The organism is Colwellia sp. Bg11-28 (assembly GCF_002836245.1).
GTDB lineage: Bacteria > Pseudomonadota > Gammaproteobacteria > Enterobacterales > Alteromonadaceae > Colwellia > Colwellia psychrerythraea_A.
Genome location: NZ_PJBA01000001.1, coordinates 258,672 through 279,198, shown reverse-complemented (window position 1 = coordinate 279,198; position 20,527 = coordinate 258,672). Strand labels below are relative to the sequence as shown.

Genomic DNA, 20,527 nt, shown 5'->3' with positions numbered 1-20,527 from the left:
TATTTGAACCGATAAAATGTTAGTATGACGCGATAATTTTTAGCCTAATTAGTATTGTTTACTAATTACTCATGGTTAATTGTTTTTTGAAGTAGAGCGGAGAACCCAATGATACCCGATATGGTAGCAACACAAATGCCTGAGCTTATACCTGAACTCGGTCACTTAGCCCTTATAATTGCTTTAGCATTTGCTATTTGCTTAACTTTAATTCCGTTAATCGGTGTTCATAGTCCGGAGCAGAGTTCATTAAAGAAACTCATGACCTATGCTAGACCACTTGCTTACGGTATGTTTTTTTTCACTGGTATTAGTCTTGTCATTCTTGCCTATAGTTTTGTCGTTGATGATTTTTCTATTAAGTACATCGCCGGTCACTCAAATACCCATTTACCTTATTATTTTAAAATAAGCGCCGTTTGGGGCGGTCATGAAGGCTCATTATTGTTGTGGGTGTTCTCATTAACTGCATGGACTGCCGCCGTTGCGCGTTTTTCAAAAGGTATTGAAGAAGAGTTTATTTCCCGTGTTTTAGCTGTCATGGGCATGATTGCTATCGGATTTATCGCTTTTACTTTATTAACCTCCAATCCATTTGACCGTTTATGGCCGAATGTGCCGATGGAAGGTCGTGATTTAAACCCATTATTACAAGATATTGGCTTAATTATTCATCCACCATTGTTATATCTTGGTTATGTTGGTTTTGCTGTTGCTTTTGCGTTTGCTGTTGCTGCTTTAATGGCGGGTAAAATGGATGCAGCATGGGCTCGCTGGTCTCGTCCTTGGACTGTCGGAGCGTGGGTGTGTTTAACATTAGGTATAGCGCTAGGTAGCTGGTGGGCATATTATGAACTTGGCTGGGGCGGTTGGTGGTTCTGGGATCCTGTTGAAAATGCATCCTTTATGCCTTGGCTGGTCGGTACTGCTCTGATCCATTCTTTAGCGGTTACAGAAAAACGTGGCACTTTTAGAAACTGGACTATTTTACTGGCAATATTTGCTTTTGGTTTAAGTTTATTAGGTACCTTCTTAGTACGTTCAGGGGTGATTACTTCGGTACATTCTTTCGCTGCTGATCCTTCTCGCGGTATCTTTATACTTGTGATTCTTGCTATTGCTATAGGCGGCTCTTTAACGTTATACGCCTTTAGAGCTAGTACTGTGGCGAGCTTTTCTCGCTTCGCATTTTATTCACGTGAAACGGCACTATTATTGTGTAACGTTATTTTGGTTGTTGCAGCGGTAACCGTTCTTTTAGGCACTCTATATCCATTATTAGTTGATGCGTTAGGTTACGGGAAAATATCAGTGGGTCCTCCGTATTTTAATGCCGTTTTTGTTCCTATCATGAGTATTCTATTTATCATTATGGGAATAGGGCCTTTGATTCGTTGGAAAAAAGCGAAACAAGGCGAGTTACGTAAAAGACTTTTAAGTTCATCGGTATTTAGTATTGCTTTTGGTTTATTGTTTCCTGTGATTTATGGTGGCGAGTTCAATGCTTTGGTTGCCATGGGTATTACGTTAGCGACTTGGGTTTTCTTAGTAGTTGTTAAAGAAGTTAAAAATCAATTTCAAACAGTAGGAAAATTAACGACAAGCCATATAGGCATGGCCACAGCCCATGCTGGTATTGCTATCACTATTGTTGGCGTTACCATCGTTTCAATGTATGAAAGCGAAACCAATGTAAAAATGGCGTTAAACGAAAGAGTAACTATTTCAGGTTACCAAATTGAGTTTAAAGGCATTAAACATGTTGAAGGCCCTAATTACAGTGCCGAGCAAGGACAAATTAATATCTATAAAGTTACTGGCCCGAACGAAAGTGAATTCGTTAGTTTACTCAAACCGGAACGTCGCACTTACCGTGTACAAACGATGGGAATGACTGAAGCCGGAATTGATCCTGGTTTGTTCCGTGACGTATATGTCGCTTTAGGTGATCCATTACCCGGTGGTGCGTGGGCAATTCGAGTACATTATAAACCATTTGTTCGTTGGATCTGGTTAGGTGCAATTTTCATGGGCGCAGGTGGTATTTTATCAATGCTTGATAAACGCTATCGCCGTAAAAAAACTGTAGTTGTTAAGTCTCCAGTTGTTGCTGACTCGTTGACAAACACAGTGGCTGCAACGCCAACGAATACGCCAAAAGCATCGGAGATATAGTAATGGGTAAGCTAATTCGCTTTTTACCTTTGATATTAGTCATCGCCTTAGGTGTTGTATTGTATCGTGGCTTATCACTTAACCCACAGGATATGCCGTCGGCACTTGTTGGCAAGACTATGCCAGCTTTTGCTCTGCAAACACTTAATAACAGTGAACAAATGGTCACTCAAGCAGATCTTCTTGGTGATATTGTTTTAGTTAATGTTTGGGCTACCTGGTGTCCTACGTGTAAGTATGAACACCCGTATTTAGTTGATATTGCAAAAGACCCTCAAGTTAAATTGTATGGCTTGAACTATAAAGATGAGCGTGTTGCCGCACAGAAATGGCTGCAAAACTATGAAGACCCTTATATGTTTTCAATTTTTGATGAAGAAGGGACCTTAGGTTTAGATCTCGGTGTTTATGGTGCGCCAGAAACGTTCGTTATTGATCATCACGGTATTATTCGTAAACGTTTTGCTGGTGCTATTGATACACGCGTATGGCGACGTGAATTTGAGCCATTAATTGCTCAGCTAATTGAAGAAAAAAAGCAGGGGAAATAACATGCGTCTATTCAGCATATTTATACTCATATTGGCGTTCACATTTGGTGCTAATGTAGCTTCGGCTAGCCCAGTAGAAACTTATGAATTTAATGATGAAGTGACTAAAATTCGCTTCCAAGCATTAAGTAAAGAATTACGATGTCCTAAGTGTCAAAACCAAAACTTAGCTGACTCTAACTCACCCATTGCAGCTGATTTGCGTCGAGAGCTATACGAGTTATTGCAACAAGGTAAAGCCGATAGTGAAATTGTTAACTTTATGGTCGACCGCTATGGTGAATTTGTTTTATATCGACCGAGAGTCTCTGAGTTGACTTACATTTTATGGTTTGGTCCAGCAGTGTTAATTTTGTTAGGTATTATTGTGGTTATTGTTATTGTTCGCCGAAAACCAGTGGATAAAAAAGTCTTGGCTTTATCCTCAGAGCAAAAAGAAAAGCTTAAAAACTTAACAAACAATAAATAGGTATAGCAAACGGATTCATTAATTCTCACTCAGTGATAATAAATAAGTCTGATTGGTATTACCACTCGATAAATTAAAAGAAGTAGTAGATAGCATTATGGAATTTTTAGTAATAGGCCTTATATTTTTAATTTTATTATTATTGATTGTATGGCGACCTTTCTTTAAACAGAAAACACAAGATGTTCGTGTCGATAGCAGTTTGCGTGATGAAACCAATATACGCCTATATCATGAGCACAAAAAAGAAATAGAAAAAGACTACGGCGAAGGAGGCATTGATGAGGAAAACTATCAGTACCTGTTAGCTGAACTTGATAATACCTTATTGCAAGATATTGATACTACTTCGACTGAAGACAAAGTTACCACTACTGTAGTTAAGCCGTATTCTCCTCTTTGGCCACTAGGGTTAAGTGTCTTTATTATCATTTTTTCTGTGGCACTTTATAACAAGCAAGGCAGTTATAAAATTCTTACTGAGTTACCAGCAGGGCATGGGCAGCAAGAAGCTAAATCACAAGAAGAAATGCTAAAACAGCGTGAAACTGATGCTATGGCACATATTGAAAAACTGCAAAAACATATTGAATCAAACCCTGAAGATAGTGAAGCCTGGTATAACCTAGGGCAAACTTATGTTGCAGTCGGCGGCTTCGATGAAGCAGTTATTGCATTTACTAGAGTGATTAAAATTGAAGGGGAGCACGCTGATATTTTAGGCGCTATTGCACAAGCGCTTTATTATAAAAATAATCAACAAATCAGTGACCAAGTACAAGAATATATTGATAAGGCATTAGCCCTTGATATAGATGATCCATCAACCAATATTTTATTAGGCATGCATAACTTTATTGGTGAAAATTACCAACAAGCGGTAATCCACTGGCAGCGTGTTATTGATGCAAATAATCAAGGCGTCAATATTACCGCATTAAAAGAAGCGGTTGCAGAAGCTAATAATCGACTCGGTGTCTCAGCAAGTAGCTCAGCAGAACAGTCAGTAAGTAGTTCTGCTGATAACCCAGCAGATGCAGCAGGACCTCAATTAAAAGTGAGTGTTCGTTTATCAGATGATATTGCTAAGCAATTAGCGCAAGGTGAAGACCGCGTAGTCTTTATATATGCGGTACCGACTAATGGTCAGCGTATGCCTCTTGCTGCGGTTAAGATGAAAGCTAGTGATTTACCTACTATCGTTGTGTTGAATAATAGTCAAGCGATGAGCAGTGAAAATAACTTAAGTAGTGTAGATAAAGTACACGTATATGCCATTGTCTCAATGCAAGGTGGTGTTGGCATTAAATCAGGTGACTATAAAGCTCAAGCGCTTGGTATAGATGTTAATCGCAGTGAAACACTTGAATTGGTTGTGAATCAACTGGTTGAGTAACTCGTACTGATAATACCTGTTACCATTGAAAATGCTTGAAATCAGCATCTTGGTTGTTAATACGGTTATATCAAACGAATTCATCTATTGACCAATTGAGAGCTCCAGTAACGAGTTTGAAACAAACATAAAATTAAATATAGTTTTCTATATTTAATTTTTTTGTAATATCCTTAGTTTGTTAATGATCTTGAAAAGTCGAGTATAAACAGCTTATATCGGCGTTACCTATTTTGATCAAGGTGCTGAATGGATGCAGCTTATAAGAAAATACAGGGGCATACTTTTCCTGAATAACCACTCTATTTGACTAATGCCTTGCCACTAAGACTTTTAATTCTCGTTAAGTGATCGATAAATGAGTCCGATGGGTATTATATACACGCTCCACTTGAAGATGCAGGATTCAGCTGGAATGATAAACGCCTTTAGGCAAGGCATTGATTGAAGAGAATAGTTATTCTATTGTCGCAATCAATAACGCAGTATAAAGCGTTTATAAACCAGCCCTTTGGGGAAAACTGAGCAAAACATACCCGTCGTTACATTTGTTGCTAAGGGGATACCATTAACAAAAAATGTGCCTTGATTATGATTCGCCCAGGTTTCCTGAAACGAGCATCTTCAAGTGGAACGGGTATATAAACTCAATAACTTAAAATAAGAAGAAAAAGCCAAATGAAATCTCGCTTTAGTGCACGTCAACAAAATAGTGATAATACCGCTGATGAAAATAAAGGCACAACAACAGCAGTATTATTAACTAATTTGGGATCACCCGATGAGCCGACAACAAGTGCAGTACGTCGTTATTTACGAGAGTTTTTATCAGATACACGTGTGGTCGAAATTCCGCGCTTAATTTGGCTATTAATTTTACACGGTATTATTTTACGCATTAGACCAGCAAAATCTGCCAAGTTGTACCAAACGGTTTGGCAAGATGATGGCGCGCCTTTAATATCAATTACGGCGGCACAGAAAGAAAAAATGGCAACGAAAATAAAATTGCAATACGGTGACAATGTTATTGTTGATTTTGCCATGCGTTATGGAAATCCATCAATTGCGAGTGTATTACAAAAATTTCAGCAACAAGGTGTTGATAAACTTGTTGTGTTACCTCTATATCCCCAATACGCAGGTCCAACGACAGCGTCCACTTTTGATGCAGTTAGTAAAGAATTACAAAAATGGCGCTATATACCATCGATACACTTTTTAAATACCTATCATAATAATCCATTCTATATACAAGCATTAGCTGAAACAGTTGAAGAGCATGTAGCAAGCCATGGTAAGCCCGAGCGCTTAGTGTTGTCATATCATGGTATGCCAGAGCTATTTCATAAGTGGGGAGATCCCTATTATGACTTCTGTCAGGAAACAACTTCACTACTCAAAAGGCTATTACTTGAAAGTGATTTAGGTTTTACTGATGATGAAATTATTATGACCTTCCAATCACGTTTCGGTAAGGCTGAGTGGCTTAAGCCGTATACGGATGAGACCCTGGAAAACCTTCCTAAGCAAGGTATAAAACACGTTGCTATTATGAGCCCTGCATTTAGTGCTGATTGTCTTGAAACCCTTGAAGAGTTAATTCACGAAAATAGTGAAGTATTCTTAGAAGCAGGTGGTGAAAGCTATCATTATATTGCTGCGCTAAATGATCGTGATGATCATATTGATGCCTTGTTTGATGTATTGTCGCCAACATTGGGCTCGCCTAACCTTAACTAGGTATTTAATGAACAAAATTAGCCAGCCGCCAATTCAATAATCACACTTGCTAAGCTATATAAAAACAGTATACTGTTTTTATATACAGTTTATGGCGGTAGGGGCATTATGGGTAATCAGAAAAAAATAATTCACATTGATATGGACTGCTTTTATGCTGCTATTGAAATGCGAGATTTTCCTGAATATCAAAATATCCCATTGGCCGTTGGTGGTGATGGCCCGCGTAGTGTCTTATGTACTAGTAATTATCAAGCTCGTCAGTTTGGTGTCCGTTCAGCCATGCCAGCGATTAAAGCCAAACAGCTTTGTCCACACCTTAAAATTGTTCATGGCCGCATGGATGTTTATAAAGAAACCTCCAAAAATATTAGAGAAATATTTTCTCGTTATACCGATCTCATTGAACCTTTATCTTTAGATGAGGCCTATCTGGATGTTACTGATGCAACAATGTGTCAGGGTAGTGCGACGCTTATTGCTGAGAGAATTAGAGCTGATATCTTTAATGAATTAAATTTAACGGCATCAGCAGGCATTGCACCGAATAAGTTTTTAGCAAAAATTGCCAGTGATGAAAATAAACCTAATGGTCAATGCGTTATTACCCCAGATAAAGTCGCTAACTTTGTTGAACAACTTTCATTAAAGAAAATACCTGGTATTGGCCCAAAAACGTTTGAAAAATTAAACAGGCATGGTTATGTAACTTGTGCGGATGTACGTCAAAGTAATATTCGAGCGCTACAAAATATTGTCGGTAAATTTGCTAATAGCTTGTACTTAAAATCACATGGTGTCGATAATCGAGATTTAGAAGTCAGCCGGCAACGCAAATCTCTCGCCATCGAAACAACATTAGCGCACGATATATCTACTCAAGATGAGTGTAAGCTTGTTATTGATTCCTTATACCAAAAATTACTCACTAGACTCGCTCCCCACAGTAATAGGGAAATCATTAGGCAAGGTGTGAAGCTTAAGTTTACTGATTTTAATCAAACAACCGTAGAAACACAAAGCAACGAGTGTCAGCAAGCCCTTTTTATCAGTTTATTATCAAAGGCATATAGCCGGTCAAATAAACGCGGTGTACGGCTTGTTGGTCTAACACTGGGATTTGCTGATAGTCCAGGCGAAAGTCAGCAGTTGTCTCTTTCGTTATAGTACTTATTATCAGATCAGAGTGGCATTGAAAAATACGGCACTACATTGTGCCGTGATTTTATTAGAACGACCAGAGCATTCCAAACTAGCATTGCTACAAAAACTAACCCTGCGTTATTTTTCGTCGAAAGAGATTGATGCGGCTTTCGAAATTTGAGCCCAAAAGGCTATTTGAGGGATGAGTGCATTGTTGTCAGTCGCTGTCGATATCAATTGAATCGAGGCTCTGGTTGGCTTTACATAGCTAATGAACTAGAACAAAAAGGCGTCTGCACAACATTTATCCAAGAATTGCGTGAAAGTTGTGAAATTGATTGGTATCTTCAAGGTGAGCTTGCGTATAATAAGCAGCACAAAAAGAACAAGCTAAGAAAATTCGTTTTTTATAATACCCTGGTTATTCCCGTGATTAAATTTTTCGGTATAAAGCTAAAGCCATAATGAACGTAGACCCTAATTAAAATAGACCTAAATCGATTTGTAGAGTATCCCATGATTAAAAGCACCGCAGAAGTCCGTCAGGCATTTTTAGATTTTTTTGCCACCAAACAACATCAAATAGTTAAAAGTAGCTCACTTGTTCCTGGTAATGATGCAACGTTATTATTTACCAATGCAGGCATGGTTCCTTTTAAAGATGTTTTTTTAGGTGCTGAGACACGTAGTTATACACGAGCAACCTCTGCACAACGCTGTGTACGAGCCGGTGGTAAGCATAACGATTTAGAAAATGTTGGCTACACTGCACGTCATCACACTTTTTTCGAAATGATGGGTAACTTTAGTTTTGGTGATTACTTCAAAAATGATGCAATTAGTTATGCTTGGGAGTTTTTAACTGGCGAGTTAGGGTTAGCAAAAGAAAAGTTATTAGTCACAGTATATGCCACGGATGAAGAAGCTTTCTCTTACTGGAGAGATGAGATTGGTGTACCTGAAGATAAAATAATTCGTATTGGTGATAAGTCAGCTAACAAAAAGTATGAATCAGACAACTTCTGGTCAATGGGTGATACAGGCCCTTGTGGACCTTGTTCTGAAATATTCTATGATCACGGGGAAGACATCTTCGGCGGACCTCCAGGATCGCCTGAAGAAGATGGTGACCGTTTTATAGAGATATGGAACATAGTATTTATGCAGTTTAACCGTCAAAGTGACGGCCGCATGGATCCGTTACCTAATCCATCTATCGATACTGGTATGGGTTTAGAGCGTATTTCTGCAATTATGCAAAATGTGCATAGCAACTATGAAATTGATATTTTCCAAGCACTAATTAAAGATACTGCTGCATTACTTGATTGCAGTGATCTTGAGCATAAATCACTACGTGTTATTGGTGACCATATTCGCTCATGTAGCTTTTTAATTGTTGATGGGGTTGTACCGTCAAATGAAGGCCGAGGTTATGTACTTCGCCGCATTATTCGTCGTGCTATTCGTCATGGTCATAAACTAGAAGCGACAGGACATTTCTTCCATAAACTTGTTGCCTCATTAATTGCTCAAATGGGAGAAGCCTATCCAGAGTTGGCTCAGCAACAAGCAATTATTGAAAAACTATTACGCATTGAAGAAGAGCAGTTTGGTCGAACTCTCGATCGTGGCATGATCTTATTAGAAGATATTTTAGCTAATTTATCTGGCGATATCATTAAAGGTGATGACGTATTTAAGCTGTACGATACCTACGGTTTTCCTGCCGACTTAACGGCAGATATTGCCCGAGAGCGTAACTTGAAAATTGATAAAGATGGTTTTGATGTTGCGATGAAGCAACAGCGAGAGCGTGCCCAGCAAGCAAGTCAATTTGGCACTGATTATAATCAACAACTTAAATCTGACCAGAATACAGCTTTTAAAGGCTACGATAATGACTCATATTCAGCGACTGTTGTTGAGCTATTTAACAGCCAAGATCAAGACCCGGTTAGTCAACTAAACTCAGGTGAACAGGGCATTGTGATATTAGATCATACGCCATTTTACGCTGAATCAGGCGGTCAAGTAGGTGATAGTGGCTTACTTCACCTTGATGGCGGAGTATTTGAAGTAACAGATACAATCAAATTAGGTAATGCTTTTGCTCATAGAGGTACAGCTCATACCGATGTTGGTTTGAATCGTCGAGTAAAAGCTGAAATTAATGTTGAGCGCAGAGCGGCTATTGTTAAAAACCATACCGCAACACATTTATTGCATGAAGCATTGCGCAAAGTATTAGGTGAGCATGTTACACAGAAGGGGTCATTATGTGATAGTGATAAGTTACGTTTTGATTTCTCTCATTTTGAAGGCGTTACCGCTCAAGAATTACATGATGTTGAGCAAATGGTTAACAATGAAATTCGACGCAACCATGCAAAACAAACCGAATCAATGTATATCGAAGAAGCTAAAGCAAAAGGCGCTATGGCTCTCTTTGGTGAGAAGTATGATGATGAAGTTCGTGTAGTAACACTCGGTGATTTTTCAATAGAGCTTTGTGGTGGTGTGCATGTTAATAGAACCGGTGATATCGGTTTCTTAAAAATAGTGTCTGAATCTGGTATCGCAGCAGGTGTTCGTCGTATTGAAGCTGTTACGGGGACAGGTGCACTTGATTTTATAAATCAACAAACCGCTTCTTTAACGACTATTGCGGCACTGGTTAAAAGCGATGTAACTAATGCGAGTAGCAAAGTGGAGCTACTTATTAGTCGTTCTAAGCAGCTTGAAAAAGAAATTGGACAACTTAAGCAAGAACTAGCAGCACAAGCAGGATCTGATTTAGTAAACAACACCATTGAAATTAATGGTGTTAAGGTTCTCATTGCAGATTTAGGTAGCGTAGAAAGTAAAGCATTACGCGGCATGGTTGATGAACTTAAAAACAAAATGCAGTCAGGCGTTATTATGTTGGCTACAGCCAATGGTCCAAAAGTTGGCTTAATTGCTGGTGTTACTAAAGATTTGGTAGGGCGAGTTAAAGCGGGTGACCTTGTGAATATGGTTGCGCAACAAGTCGGTGGTAAAGGTGGTGGTCGTCCTGATATGGCGCAAGCGGGCGGTAGTCAGCCTGAAAACATAACCTCAGCACTAGAAAGCGTCTCAGCATGGTTAACAGAAAAACTGGCTTAAAAGAGGCCTTGAATGATTAAGAGTTAAGTTATCATTTATCGTAAAGACTAAAAAGGAAGCATTTTGCTTCCTTTTTGCATTTTTACTGTGTTGTTTTAACACTGTTCGTTCCGCTGAAAATTGGTTCTACTTTGTCAGTATTTAATCTAAACGCATAAAACATTACAAATGATCACAGATTTGGCTGCAAAATTAAGCTATAAAGCTATTCAATGATATGGAAATATTGCTAAAATATGATCGTTTAGTAGAGTAATAGTCTCTTTTATTACTCATAATCGAAGTTTCATTGAAAACTATCATCGGATATGGTGTTTTTAATGAATAATGACTTTTTATAATAAATTGACTATTAATTATAGTGGATGGATTAAAAAAGTAGCTAACTCTAATATATTACTAGCTTATATATATTTATTTAGTGATCTCACTTTAAAGGATAAGGAAGAAAATATGCTTATATTAACAAGGCGCGTTGGCGAAACATTAATGATTGGTGACGAAGTTACTGTGACTGTTTTGGGCGTTAAAGGAAATCAGGTAAGAATAGGTGTTAATGCACCAAAAGAAATCTCAGTACATCGTGAAGAAATTTACATGCGCATTCAAGCCGAAAAAGGCGATAATGAAGCTTCAGGTAATAAAGTCTAATAAATCTCTTATCATTTAAGTGGATTGTTAGACTAACTGAGAAACATTGTTATATATAAAGCTTTATATAATGACTAAAAAACACCGCTCAGGCGGTGTTTTTTTAAGCTTTGCGTTAAGTTAATGATTAAAAAACATCATATTTGACTGAATTGTCAGCAAATAGAAATTTATACTAAATAAATGCTAAAAATTGTTTGACTTATTTTTAGAATCCCTTATTATTCGCACCCATTGGAGAGGCAGCCAAGTGGCTGAAGACGCTCACCTGTTAAGGGAATGTCTGGTTTGTAACCGGATAGAGGGTTCTTATCTAAGGTGTATTTAATACGCATTAGTACTCAACAATAAAGAAGTAAAAGAAAAATGGAGAGCTGGCCGAGTGGCCGAAGGCGCTCCCCTGCTAAGGGAGTAACGGCTTTAAATCCGTTCGAGAGTTCGAATCTCTCGCTCTCCGCCATTTTCTTCTTATGAAGAATAGTGGTTGTGTAGAACGAAAGTTCGCTATCTTTAGACTAAGATATAAAAAATAGTTCATGAGGGCGCGTAGCTCAGCTGGATAGAGTACCTGGCTACGAACCAGGCGGTCGCAGGTTCGACTCCTGCCGCGCCCACCACTTCCTCCAAGTGGTAAAATAATGAAGAGCAGCTATTGTTAAAGCTGGATAAAATTTTAAACTTTGGGCGTGTAGCTCAGCTGGATAGAGTACCTGGCTACGAACCAGGCGGTCGCAGGTTCGACTCCTGCCACGCCCACCACTTTTCTACTTAGGTAGATATAGAATGACCTAGCTTTTGCTAGGTTTTTTTATGGGAAATATTCTAACACTCTTCCTTTATTAGTAGGAGTGCTAAAATAAAAGCAGCTTATGTTAAGGCTGGATAAATAAGTTTTCATACCGTGGGCGCGTAGCTCAGCTGGATAGAGTACCTGGCTACGAACCAGGCGGTCGCAGGTTCGACTCCTGCCGCGCCCACCACATTTCTACTTTGGTAGATATAAAAAACCTAGCTTTTGCTAGGTTTTTTTATGCCTGAAATATATGTCCTAGCACCTTTATTGGAAGGAATTAACCTGAAATAACGGATAGCTCAGGTTAGGTTTGAAAATAAACGTTTCCTGACGCATGCATAACTCTGCTGGATAGCCTTTTACTGAATAGACAGTTGGCTACGACTGGAACCCAATACGGTCGGAAGGTCAACTCCTGCCGCGCCCTCCACATTTCTACTTTGGTAGATATAAAGAAACCTAGCTTCTAGTAGGTTTTTTTATGCCTGAAAGATATTAAATGTTCTTTTTTTTAAGAGCGACCGCTCGAGCAAAAGTCAATCATGAAAGAGAAGGTTAAATTTTAATACCGCGAACATAAGTCAACTGCGTAGTTTTATTTTAAATAACAAGCTAGCTACGATTAAATCAATTTACGGCCTCAGGATCGTTTACTAACGTATCTGACATTAGCTCAAGTTAGAGACATATTAATGTTTCCTGTTTTCTAGGGGATCAATGGCTCTATCAAAGGCAATTGTATAAAGCTTAATACCAAAAGTGTGGCTATTTTATTTCTTGCTAATTTATTGATTGTTTTTACTTACCTCAAGACTCTGACAATAGTAACGATGATCATCCTACATCCAAAGATTAAATTGTGAGGCGTAATATCAGCATGAATAGTGATAGTGCTTTATATGGCTCTTGAATGACGTTTTCGACTATGCTTAAACTATTTACCTTGGTTAGAATTATTTGAACACTCCCAGAGATTCAGTGTTATTTATTAGATTTTTATGATCGAATGGATACTGGAATAAAGGAGTGTTTTGGCACGAAAGTAGCTATGAAACGACCAATTATCAAGGTTATTCAATTCAACTTATTTAATTTAGGCATTAGTTGCTTACTTTATGAAATAAACAGTACGGTATCAGTTGTTTTTTAGGGTTAACTATCCAAATACTTGGGTGTATATTCAGTGTTTATGAATGCAAATATACATTAGGTATATTGTATAAAATCAGTACTTATCTTTTTCTGATACCCTATATTCATGCTTTTGATAATGTATACAATATTTAAAGTATGCAAAATGGCATGTATATTTCTGTTGTTATGGTGAATATTCGTTGTTTTGGGGGTTGACGGTAAATTATTTTTATGAAACAGCATAAAATTGTTTGCATTGTAGGTATTGGAGTGATTATTCTAATTGCAAGATTTTTGAACGAGAATAAAAAATGGACAATATGCAGCAGCAATTTATAGAAGCTGGAACACTCATGTTAGCAGGAATGGTATTTGTGTTTGCATTTCTAGGTGTATTAATTATCTTTATTAATACTGTGTTGGCAAGACTAGCGGTAAAGTTTCCAGATGCTATTGTAGTGCCACATTCTCGACCTAATAAAAAAAGTAAGAGTAATAGCAAAACTACGGGTGAAATTTCACCGGCAGTTGTTGCTGCAATCAGCGGGGCGGTTCAACGGTATCGGGCTCAACATAGCCAAGATAAATAAGTTTGACCAATATTGAAACTCTTCTTCACCACTATATTTTAAAAGTTAGATAAAAGGGCATTAACATGAGTAAGCCATTAGGTATCACCGAAGTTGTCTTAAGAGATGGACATCAATCAATTTTAGCCACTAGGCTTCGTTTAGCCGATATGCTGCCTATCGCAGCAACACTAGACGAGGTTGGTTATTGGTCAATTGAATCTTGGGGTGGTGCAACGTTTGATTCATGTATTCGTTACTTGGGTGAAGATCCATGGGAACGTATTCGTGCCCTTAAAAAAGCTATGCCTAAGACCAAACAACAAATGTTGTTTCGTGGTCAAAATATACTAGGTTATCGCCATTATGCTGATGATGTAGTAGAAAAATTTGTAGAACGTGCTCATATCAATGGTATTGATGTTTTTCGAATTTTCGATGCCATGAACGATGTTAGAAACCTGCAAACTTCTATTAAAGCCGCTGTTAGAGTTGGGGCACATGCCCAAGGTACATTGAGTTATACCGAAAGCCCAGTGCATACACTTGAAGGCTGGTTGACTATGGCTAAGCAGCTTGAAGATATGGGCGCTCATTCACTTTGTATTAAAGATATGTCGGGTTTATTGAAGCCTTATGATGCAGCAGAGTTAATTAGTCGTCTTAAAGAAACGGTTTCTCTACCTATTGCTTTACATTGCCATGCAACAACAGGTTTGAGTGTTGCTACACAAATGAAAGCTATTGATAGCGATGTTGATGTTATCGATACCTCCATTTCTTCGATGAGTATGACTTACGGTCATTCGCCAACAGAAACAATTGCCGCTATTGTGGAAGGTAGTCCACGAGCATCTGGTCTAAACGTTGAGAAAATGGCTGAAGTTGCCGCATATTTTCGTGGCGTTAGAGAAAAGTATGCTGAATTTGAAGGTAGCTTAAAAGGTGTTGATGCCCGTATTTTAACAGCACAAGTTCCTGGTGGCATGTTAACTAATATGGAAAACCAGTTAAAAGAACAAGGCGCTGCAGACAAGTTCGATGAAGTATTAACTGAAATACCTAAAGTTCGTAAGGATTTAGGTTATATCCCACTCGTAACGCCAACGTCGCAAATTGTTGGTACACAAGCAGTACTTAACATCTTAACCGGTGAACGTTATAAGTCTATAACAAAAGAAACTGCAGGTGTATTGAAAGGTGAATACGGTGCAACCGCAGCTCCTGTTGATGCTGAACTACAAGCACGTGTTATAGATGGCAAAGAAGCTATCACCTGTCGTCCTGCTGATTTGCTCGACCCAGAAGTTGATAAACTTTCAGCAGAATTGCAAATTTTAGCAAAAGAAAAGAATATCAATCTAGCTGATGAAACTATTGATGATGTATTAACTTATGCATTATTCCCACAGATAGGTTTGAAGTTTTTAGAAAACCGTAACAACCCAAGTGCTTTTGAACCTATTCCAACAAAAGCAAGTGCAAAACCACAAAGTAGCTCAGCGTCAAATCCTGTGTGTTCTCCTGAAAGTTACGCAGTAAGTGTCGATGGCAAGGTTTATGATGTTGTCGTCGCTGCTGGAGGCTGTATTGAGGCTATTACGCACCCCGCTGGTGATGATGCCATGAAACAATCCGCATCTATCACTGCTGAAGAAACGTTAAATGCGCCATTAGCAGGTAACATCTTCAAAGTAATCGTTCAAGAGGGTGACCACGTAGAAGCTGGTGATGTAGTTATCATCATGGAAGCGATGAAAATGGAAACAGAAATTCGTGCAGTTTCGGCTGGCGAAATAGTATCTTTGTTCACCAGAGAGGGCGACTCAGTTGCCGTTGGTGATGCCTTACTTAGTTTTTCTTAGAGGCCAACATGGATTCTTTAAATACTTTATGGTTATCAACAGGCTTGGCGAATTTTGAACTAGGCCAAGTTGTGATGATGCTAGTTGGCTGTGGTTTACTTTATCTTGCCATTGCTCGTAACTTTGAACCTTTGTTATTATTACCTATGGGTTTTGGTGCGATTTTAACTAACATCCCTGTTGCTGGCTTTTCAGAAGTTGGCGGCTTGTTACATTATATCTACTATGCTGGTGTTGATACGGGAATTTTCCCACTCATTATCTTCATGGGTGTTGGTGCTATGACCGACTTTGGTGCTCTTATAGCTAATCCTAAAACACTATTTTTAGGTGCAGCGGCACAGTTTGGAATATTTGCTACATTATTTGGTGCTATAGCGTTAAATTATATTCCAGGTATAGAGTTTACGCTTAAAGATGCTTCTGCCATTGCAATTATTGGTGGCGCTGATGGTCCAACGGCTATTTTCCTTGCTTCAAAGTTAGCACCTGAATTACTTGGCGCTATTGCTGTCGCGGCATACTCGTATATGGCATTGGTTCCAATTATTCAACCGCCAATAATGAAAGCATTGACCACTGAAGAAGAACGTAAAATTGAAATGAAGCAGTTACGACCTGTAACTAAAATTGAGAAAATTGTTTTCCCAATTGGTGTGCTAGCCATGACTATTTTCTTTTTACCTTCCGCAACACCTTTAGTAGGGATGTTTTGTCTAGGTAACTTAATGCGAGAGTCTGGTGTTGTTGATCGTTTAAGTTCTACAGCACAAAATGAGCTTATCAACATTACCACTATCTTTTTAGGTTTAGGTGTTGGTTCAAAACTGAGTGCTGATGCTTTTTTAAATGTTGAAACCTTAGGCATTTTGGCTTTGGGCGCCGTAGCGTTCTCAATCGGTACCGCTTCAGGTGTGATTATGGCCAAGACGATGAATAAGTTTTCTAAAGACCCTATTAATCCATTAATTGGTGCGGCGGGAGTATCTGCAGTACCTATGGCTGCACGTGTTGCTAATAAAGTTGGTTTGCAAGCAAATCCACATAACTTCTTATTAATGCATGCAATGGGCCCTAACGTGGCTGGTGTGCTCGGTTCAGCCGTAGCTGCAGGTATTTTATTGGCCTTAGTGGGCGGTTAGCGTTTAACTGAATAAGTTGTACTGTTAAAAAACCGAGCTTAGCTCGGTTTTTTTATGCCTGTTTCCTGAAGTTTGAATAGCTTTATATAAACCTAAGAAGATTACTTACTGGTATATTGGTAGCCATCGTCATAAAATACAGTTAATAACAATTTAAGGATTACATAAGTTAATCATGAAACTACCTCTCATTATGCTTACCGCGTTAATCGCGCTTACTGCCTGTACAAGTTCTAGTACTGGTCGAAAACAAGTGATGTTATTTTCAGATGCAGAGCTTGATAAAATGGGTGCTGCTTCATTTGAAGACATGAAAAAGAAAACACCTATAAGCACAGATAAAGCGACTAATGACTTTGTGCAATGTGTTGCTAAATCGATAACTAAAAATGTCGCTAAATCGGTTCATCAAGGTGACTGGGAAGTTGTTGTGTTTGATTCCGCACAAGTGAATGCTTTTGCTTTACCTAGTGGTAAAATTGGCGTCTACACCGGTATTTTAAATGTGACTGAAAATCAAGATCAGTTGGGTGCGATTATTGGACATGAGGTTGGTCATGTTATTGAACATCACTCAAATGAGCGTTTATCAGCTAATAAACTGCAAAATATGGGGATGGGTGCTGCAACCGCCGCTGTTGGGCTATCAGACGTGGAAAATAAAGGCTTATGGATGGCAGGACTAGGTTTGGGACTGCAGTATGGCGTTATTATGCCTTATAGTCGTGCTCATGAAAGTGAGGCTGATATTGTTGGCCAAGATCTGATGGCGCGTTCTGGTTTCGAACCAAGCGCCAGTATTAAGCTTTGGCAAAATATGGCGAAATTAAGTAAGGGGGCTCCGGCAGAGTTTATGTCGACTCATCCGTCAAATAAAACGCGTATAAACCAGCTAACAGAACACTTACCTAGTGCGATGACTCTTTATAAAGCAGATAGCAGACCTAATTGTCAAAAACCTAAAGTAATCCCTTCGCCGAAGACGTAAGCCGTCATTTGTGTTATTTACAGCAATTAAAGTAAATTAACTTTAATTGCTGTAAATCCTTATGGCGTAAAGAGTGTAGAGTTATACCTTAAGGATTTAATTTGTGGTTAAGCCATGTTTCACCATCTTTATCAAAACATAGGCGGTCATGTAAACGATTAGCTCGACCTTGCCAAAACTCAATAGCATGAGGTTTTACTCGCCATCCTCCCCAAAACTCAGGATGAGGTACTTCACCTTCTGAAAACTTATCTTGATAATGGCTCATGCGCTCTTTGAGTTCATCATCGTATTTAAGTTTTTGACTTTGCTTTGATGCCCAAGCACCAACTTGACTACCTCTGTCTCTACTATGAAAGTAATCAGCAGATTCTTGTATAGATACTTTTTCTACCGTACCTTCAATACGAATTTGTCGTTGTAAGACATTCCAGTGAAACAATAAGGCTACTTTATTGTTTTCAGCTAGCTCATGGCTTTTACGGCTTTCGTAATTAGTAAAAAACACAAACCCCTCTTTATCATAATCTTTGAGTAGGACCATGCGAGAACTAGGTTGTCCGTCACTATTACAGCTACTGACAGACATAGCTTCCGGTAGCAATATCCCTGACTTATTTGCATCAGCAAACCATTGTTCAAATATTTGATCGGGCGTTGTGTTAGAAGAGAGTTCAGGAAGAGGTAAAGCGACGCCTTGACCAAAGGTAAACAGGCAACGCAGTTTTTCAAATAACGTCATAATATTTAAAGTTAATAGAAAATAAAAGTATGCAGTTATTCTATGCTTAAATGACGTTATTGCAAAGTTATATCAAGCTAATACCAAGATGAATTATAATTTGTTACAGCCTACCAATCCTCACTATCATCTAATAAGTCTTTAAGGCGTTTTTTCTCTCTCAATTCATCAATACGCTTGCGCGCTAATAGATTTTTTTGGGCTTGTTCTTGAGCATTCTTTTCAGCTAAAGACGTACCCTTTAGACTATTGTTGTCTGTACTTTCATCTGAACCGCTATCACTTGATTCGTCGGGAAAGTTATCATCAATATCGATTTCCATTTTCTCTACCTTTTTTACTAATTAATAAAATACTTCAAAGTATATTGTTTAACATAGGTAAGATAATGGCTATTTTCAATGCCTCTTTACAAAAAAATATCAAAAATATGATAAATAATTACTGACTAGTTTTTTTTTAATCTAAGTTGGTATAAAGCTTATACAAGTCGCTTATTCGCCCTTTATAGCGTGCTTAAATATAGACATGTTAGATAATATAAATTTCTCTATCTGGCCATGAAAAGTCATCTTGGGAGATCTATACCCAAACCACTTGGAAATCCAGGATTCAGTAAAGTGAGAAAGAGTTATATTCAAGGCATTGATTGAAAGTAATGGTTGTTCCATTATCGAAATTAATAACGCAGGAGATAACCCTTTATCGCTTTACCCTACGGGAGCTAAGCTAGAAAATCAGTGCTGCGTTGCAATACTTTATAAGGGAATAACCATTATATTCCTATCACGCCTTGCTCTGATACCCTAGCTTAGCTCTGAAACTGCATTTCCAAGTGGCTTGGGTATATAAGCAATAAAAAACCAGTGACAAGCACTGGTTTTAGTTTACATTATTCATGTACGATATTTGAAGCGATTACCAGCCTTCAACGCCTTTCATGTCAGGCAGCTGATGAGCAATACCTTTGTGACAATCAATACAGGTTTTTTCACCTGAAGCTAAAGCGGTAGAGTGTTGGTAAGATGCACGCTCACTTTGCTCGGTAAAGTCCATATAGTCGAAGTTATGACAGTTACGGCACTCTAAAGAGTCATTGGCTTTTAAACGTTCCCATTCATTTTGCGCTAAACGTTTGCGATGCACTAAAAACTTTTCTCGAGTATTAATGGTGCCAAAAATAGCACCCCAAACCTCTTTAGATGCTTTCATTTTACGCGCAATCTTGTCAGTCCAATTATGTGGAACATGACAATCAGGACAAGTAGCTCGAACGCCTGAACGGTTGGAAAAATGTATAGTCGTTTTTAACTCTTCATAAACATTATTTTCCATTTCATGACACGAAATACAAAACTTTTCCGTATTGGTTACTTCTAAAGCGGTGTTGAAACCACCCCAAAATATAATACCAGCGATGAATCCGCCTATAACCAAAACGCCTAAGCTGTAGTAGCCACTTGGTTTAGTTAGTGTTCTCCAACCAATCATTAATATGTTTTTCATGGCGCCTCCTAATGCTCTTTAGCGCTAGTGGTTTTTTGTTTCATCAAAGTATGCATATCAACAAAAGTATTTTCCACTAGTGGTTCAGCATCAAGTTGAGTGACATGACACTGATTACAAAAATAACGACGAGGGGATACTTCTGCTAAGAAGTTACCATCTCTGTCCATGTAATGTGTAACACTCACCATAGGTGCCTGTGATTTTTCCGTACGATGACGAGAATGACAAGACATACACTTGTTATTGTTTTTATTCACCTCATAACTACGCGTAGTATGTGGAATAATAGGTGGCTGCATAGGGTAGTTACGACCCTGTTTGATATCCTTGTTTATCACTTTAGGAATGATGTTAGGCTCTTTTTGCACATCAATAGGCGTTGCATCCCTTAGTGTTGCAACAGAGTTAACTGTTTCTTTATCTGCTGCATTAGCGTTTAGAGTGTACATAATTGGCGATACTGCTAGTACCAATAAACTGGCAATTGCTGCTAGGTTTAAATTTTTCATT

16 protein-coding genes and 4 tRNA genes are annotated in these 20,527 nt (G+C 38.5%); 16 read left to right on the top strand and 4 right to left on the bottom strand.

Translation table 11 applies throughout. From position 1 onward, the window contains the following. The first annotated feature begins 135 nt into the window (after window positions 1–135). The 16 genes from CXF79_RS01185 (at window position 136) to CXF79_RS01105 (ending at window position 17,766) form a co-directional block, all read left to right on the top strand. Entirely contained in the window at window positions 136–2,175 is a 2,040-nt protein-coding gene (locus tag CXF79_RS01185; RefSeq protein ID WP_101153695.1) for a heme lyase CcmF/NrfE family subunit, read from the top strand. Window positions 2,176–2,177: 2 nt separating this feature from the next. Then, window positions 2,178–2,726: a DsbE family thiol:disulfide interchange protein gene (locus tag CXF79_RS01180; RefSeq protein WP_011041879.1), complete on the top strand. Its 549-nt coding sequence runs from the start codon at window positions 2,178–2,180 to the stop codon at window positions 2,724–2,726. A gap of 1 nt (window position 2,727) precedes the next feature. After that, window positions 2,728–3,195: a cytochrome c-type biogenesis protein gene (locus CXF79_RS01175; RefSeq protein WP_101153583.1), complete on the top strand. Its 468-nt coding sequence runs from the start codon at window positions 2,728–2,730 to the stop codon at window positions 3,193–3,195. 97 nt (window positions 3,196–3,292) lie between these two features. After that, window positions 3,293–4,591 (top strand): c-type cytochrome biogenesis protein CcmI, encoded by a 1,299-nt coding sequence (gene ccmI / locus CXF79_RS01170; protein WP_101153582.1) that lies wholly within the window; start codon window positions 3,293–3,295, stop codon window positions 4,589–4,591. Window positions 4,592–5,269: 678 nt separating this feature from the next. Beyond that, window positions 5,270–6,334: a ferrochelatase gene (gene hemH, locus CXF79_RS01165; protein ID WP_101153581.1), complete on the top strand. Its 1,065-nt coding sequence runs from the start codon at window positions 5,270–5,272 to the stop codon at window positions 6,332–6,334. A gap of 108 nt (window positions 6,335–6,442) precedes the next feature. Beyond that, the gene (gene dinB, locus CXF79_RS01160) at window positions 6,443–7,501 is read left to right on the top strand and encodes a DNA polymerase IV (protein ID WP_011041883.1); all 1,059 of its coding nucleotides are present in this window, start codon (window positions 6,443–6,445) and stop codon (window positions 7,499–7,501) included. Between the two features lie 492 nt (window positions 7,502–7,993). Further along, window positions 7,994–10,624 (top strand): alanine--tRNA ligase, encoded by a 2,631-nt coding sequence (alaS, locus tag CXF79_RS01150; RefSeq protein ID WP_101153580.1) that lies wholly within the window; start codon window positions 7,994–7,996, stop codon window positions 10,622–10,624. 453 nt (window positions 10,625–11,077) lie between these two features. Further along, the gene (gene csrA, locus CXF79_RS01145) at window positions 11,078–11,275 is read left to right on the top strand and encodes a carbon storage regulator CsrA (RefSeq protein ID WP_011041885.1); all 198 of its coding nucleotides are present in this window, start codon (window positions 11,078–11,080) and stop codon (window positions 11,273–11,275) included. A gap of 368 nt (window positions 11,276–11,643) precedes the next feature. Continuing rightward, a tRNA-Ser gene (locus CXF79_RS01140) sits at window positions 11,644–11,735 on the top strand. 80 nt (window positions 11,736–11,815) lie between these two features. Beyond that, window positions 11,816–11,892 (top strand) — tRNA-Arg (locus CXF79_RS01135). 65 nt (window positions 11,893–11,957) lie between these two features. Further along, window positions 11,958–12,034 (top strand) — tRNA-Arg (locus CXF79_RS01130). Window positions 12,035–12,178: 144 nt separating this feature from the next. Next, window positions 12,179–12,255, top strand: a tRNA-Arg gene (locus tag CXF79_RS01125). A gap of 1,258 nt (window positions 12,256–13,513) precedes the next feature. Continuing rightward, a complete protein-coding gene (locus CXF79_RS01120) occupies window positions 13,514–13,792 on the top strand; it encodes an OadG family protein (RefSeq protein WP_011041886.1) in 279 nt (92 codons plus the stop codon). A gap of 65 nt (window positions 13,793–13,857) precedes the next feature. Further along, window positions 13,858–15,636: a sodium-extruding oxaloacetate decarboxylase subunit alpha gene (gene oadA, locus CXF79_RS01115; RefSeq protein WP_101153579.1), complete on the top strand. Its 1,779-nt coding sequence runs from the start codon at window positions 13,858–13,860 to the stop codon at window positions 15,634–15,636. Window positions 15,637–15,644: 8 nt separating this feature from the next. Continuing rightward, window positions 15,645–16,778: a sodium ion-translocating decarboxylase subunit beta gene (locus CXF79_RS01110; RefSeq protein ID WP_011041888.1), complete on the top strand. Its 1,134-nt coding sequence runs from the start codon at window positions 15,645–15,647 to the stop codon at window positions 16,776–16,778. A 175-nt stretch (window positions 16,779–16,953) separates the two neighbouring features. Next, window positions 16,954–17,766 (top strand): M48 family metallopeptidase, encoded by an 813-nt coding sequence (locus CXF79_RS01105; protein WP_101153578.1) that lies wholly within the window; start codon window positions 16,954–16,956, stop codon window positions 17,764–17,766. Between the two features lie 88 nt (window positions 17,767–17,854). Here the strand turns inward: CXF79_RS01105 and pdxH are convergent, their stop codons facing one another. The 4 genes from pdxH to CXF79_RS01085 form a co-directional block, all read right to left on the bottom strand. Continuing rightward, complete coding sequence (gene pdxH / locus CXF79_RS01100) at window positions 17,855–18,508, bottom strand: pyridoxamine 5'-phosphate oxidase (protein WP_101153577.1); 654 nt, start codon at window positions 18,506–18,508, stop codon at window positions 17,855–17,857. 110 nt (window positions 18,509–18,618) lie between these two features. Continuing rightward, window positions 18,619–18,831: a PA3496 family putative envelope integrity protein gene (locus tag CXF79_RS01095; RefSeq protein WP_011041892.1), complete on the bottom strand. Its 213-nt coding sequence runs from the start codon at window positions 18,829–18,831 to the stop codon at window positions 18,619–18,621. A gap of 595 nt (window positions 18,832–19,426) precedes the next feature. Continuing rightward, window positions 19,427–20,014 carry a cytochrome c3 family protein gene (locus tag CXF79_RS01090; RefSeq protein WP_011041893.1) on the bottom strand — a complete coding sequence of 196 codons (588 nt, stop codon included), beginning with the start codon at window positions 20,012–20,014 and terminating at the stop codon, window positions 19,427–19,429. A gap of 8 nt (window positions 20,015–20,022) precedes the next feature. Further along, a complete protein-coding gene (locus tag CXF79_RS01085) occupies window positions 20,023–20,526 on the bottom strand; it encodes a nitrate reductase cytochrome c-type subunit (protein ID WP_101153576.1) in 504 nt (167 codons plus the stop codon). Between the last annotated feature and the right edge of the window lies 1 nt (window position 20,527).

Coding starts and splice junctions, on each gene's coding strand:
- CXF79_RS01185 (WP_101153695.1), top strand. CDS start 136: ATGCCTGAGCTTATACCTGAACTCGGTCACTTAGCCCTTATAATTGCT.
- CXF79_RS01180 (WP_011041879.1), top strand. CDS start 2,178: ATGGGTAAGCTAATTCGCTTTTTACCTTTGATATTAGTCATCGCCTTA.
- CXF79_RS01175 (WP_101153583.1), top strand. CDS start 2,728: ATGCGTCTATTCAGCATATTTATACTCATATTGGCGTTCACATTTGGT.
- ccmI (WP_101153582.1), top strand. CDS start 3,293: ATGGAATTTTTAGTAATAGGCCTTATATTTTTAATTTTATTATTATTG.
- hemH (WP_101153581.1), top strand. CDS start 5,270: ATGAAATCTCGCTTTAGTGCACGTCAACAAAATAGTGATAATACCGCT.
- dinB (WP_011041883.1), top strand. CDS start 6,443: ATGGGTAATCAGAAAAAAATAATTCACATTGATATGGACTGCTTTTAT.
- alaS (WP_101153580.1), top strand. CDS start 7,994: ATGATTAAAAGCACCGCAGAAGTCCGTCAGGCATTTTTAGATTTTTTT.
- csrA (WP_011041885.1), top strand. CDS start 11,078: ATGCTTATATTAACAAGGCGCGTTGGCGAAACATTAATGATTGGTGAC.
- CXF79_RS01120 (WP_011041886.1), top strand. CDS start 13,514: ATGGACAATATGCAGCAGCAATTTATAGAAGCTGGAACACTCATGTTA.
- oadA (WP_101153579.1), top strand. CDS start 13,858: ATGAGTAAGCCATTAGGTATCACCGAAGTTGTCTTAAGAGATGGACAT.
- CXF79_RS01110 (WP_011041888.1), top strand. CDS start 15,645: ATGGATTCTTTAAATACTTTATGGTTATCAACAGGCTTGGCGAATTTT.
- CXF79_RS01105 (WP_101153578.1), top strand. CDS start 16,954: ATGAAACTACCTCTCATTATGCTTACCGCGTTAATCGCGCTTACTGCC.
- pdxH (WP_101153577.1), bottom strand. CDS start 18,508: ATGACGTTATTTGAAAAACTGCGTTGCCTGTTTACCTTTGGTCAAGGC.
- CXF79_RS01095 (WP_011041892.1), bottom strand. CDS start 18,831: ATGGAAATCGATATTGATGATAACTTTCCCGACGAATCAAGTGATAGC.
- CXF79_RS01090 (WP_011041893.1), bottom strand. CDS start 20,014: ATGAAAAACATATTAATGATTGGTTGGAGAACACTAACTAAACCAAGT.
- CXF79_RS01085 (WP_101153576.1), bottom strand. CDS start 20,526: ATGAAAAATTTAAACCTAGCAGCAATTGCCAGTTTATTGGTACTAGCA.